The organism is Microcystis sp. M53602_WE12, from assembly GCF_030065455.1.
GTDB classification, from domain to species: domain Bacteria; phylum Cyanobacteriota; class Cyanobacteriia; order Cyanobacteriales; family Microcystaceae; genus Microcystis; species Microcystis aeruginosa.
Map to the genome: position 1 here is coordinate 1 of NZ_JASJFB010000127.1, position 1,522 is coordinate 1,522.

3 protein-coding genes and 1 pseudogene are annotated in these 1,522 nt (G+C 37.1%); all 4 read right to left on the reverse strand.

All coding sequences use genetic code 11. The features are described from left to right. Nucleotides 1-266 precede the first annotated feature (266 nt). Nucleotides 267-359 (reverse strand): annotated as a pseudogene (locus PX482_RS05090) (PEP-CTERM sorting domain-containing protein); the annotation flags it as partial. A 5-nt stretch (nt 360-364) separates the two neighbouring features. Then, on the reverse strand, nt 365-718 hold the full coding sequence (locus tag PX482_RS05095) for an immunity protein CdiI family protein (RefSeq protein ID WP_036402756.1): 354 nt from the start codon (nt 716-718) through the stop codon (nt 365-367). Between the two features lie 5 nt (nt 719-723). Continuing rightward, a complete protein-coding gene (locus PX482_RS05100) occupies nt 724-1,140 on the reverse strand; it encodes a hypothetical protein (protein WP_002759905.1) in 417 nt (138 codons plus the stop codon). A 115-nt stretch (nt 1,141-1,255) separates the two neighbouring features. After that, nucleotides 1,256-1,522, reverse strand: a 267-nt coding sequence (locus tag PX482_RS05105) for a PEP-CTERM sorting domain-containing protein (protein ID WP_288094643.1), incomplete at its 5' end; no start/stop codon positions are given.

Below are 1,522 nucleotides of genomic sequence, written 5' to 3' on the forward strand. Positions count from 1 at the left end.
AAGCTGAACTTGGGCTATGCCCTTTAATTTTCTCCATTTACCTTTGCCATACTGTTTTTGCAACCGTTCCCGATTACGAATTCCTGTTCCTGTGGCAATAATCTCGATATTCGTAATATCGCTGATAATCTCAAAGTCCACGATCGATCAAGCAATCTTAAAGAGTGGCCTTTCATTATAGCATCTATTGCCAAAAAAGAGATATAAAAAAACAAACCCCCCTCAAGATTGATTGAAGGAGTATTGATGGTATTTTTAGAGGCAATTTAGCCGACTTTTGTGGTTTCTTTTTCAGTGGATTTAGAGGGTTTTAGTTGGCGCTTAAGGGTTGCACCTGCGCCGAGAGTGCCGAGGGTGATGATACTCAAACTGTTATTTTTTGTACTGTAGATTTTGTGGTTATTTCCTTAGGATGTCTGAACAATTGACCTTCATTTTGGTAGAAAACTTCATAATCCGGGGCCAGTTCAAGACGTAACTGTTTCCATAAACTAATTCCTTCTTGTTTAAAATCCATTTCAGCTTGCTGATTAGGAAAATCTGATAAAGGTGGATAGTCTTGATTTAAAGTCTTATCGTAAGTATCCTGCCATGCGTTTAAACGCTGAATAGTTGCTTGACTTAATGGCAATTCTTCAGGAGCAATGTTATCAATTTCATCTACTCCCCAAAGTGGGTAACTTCCATAATCTGCCCAAAGTTTGATTCTGATTGCCATAACTATCATTCCTGAATAAGTTTGTTAATTAATCGAGTTGGAGTTGGATTAGCACTCACTAAGTAACCATTATGACTAATTTCTAGAGAAACATACTGAATAATTCCATTGATTTCTACTTGATAAATTATGCGACTTTTTCCTTGTATGCCAATAATTTTTCCCTCACTAATAGCTGTTACAATTAAATCGGGAATTTGTTCTTCAGTAATACCTCTCTGGAGAAAATCTTCTCGATGATTTTCTAGAATATGCAGCAATCCAGAACCTTTGTCACCTGCTTTTCCAGTTTCTAGAAAAACAATTTTCCCGCTAGGATCTTGAGTAATTATGATAATATTTTCTGGGGTATGTTTGATTGCTGCTTTTTTAAGTTCAGCAATCAGGAGTTTTTTCTGATCGTTGTTCGGATTCGACCTCATTGCCGATTATAGCTCAAGATTGCGTAAGTTGATCTAGTTTACTCATCCCTCAATTATACAATAAAACCCCCTCAAGATTGATTGAAGGGGCATTTATGGTATTTTTAGAAGCAATTTAGCCTACTTTTGTGGTTTCTTTTTCAGTGGATTTAGAGGGTTTTAGTTTCCGCTTCAGGGTTGAAGCTGCACCTACAATACCAATCGCAAGTAAGCCAGCTATATTTCCAGATTCAGGAACGGCAACAGCAGGATCAGTCGGAATAGGATCAATGGTTGGATAAACAGGCTCTTCGGGAATTGTTATGCAAATAATTAACTTAAAATAAAATTCGATGAGAGCAACTACGCTCAAAAGTAGCTGAAATTCATACAGGAAAGGACT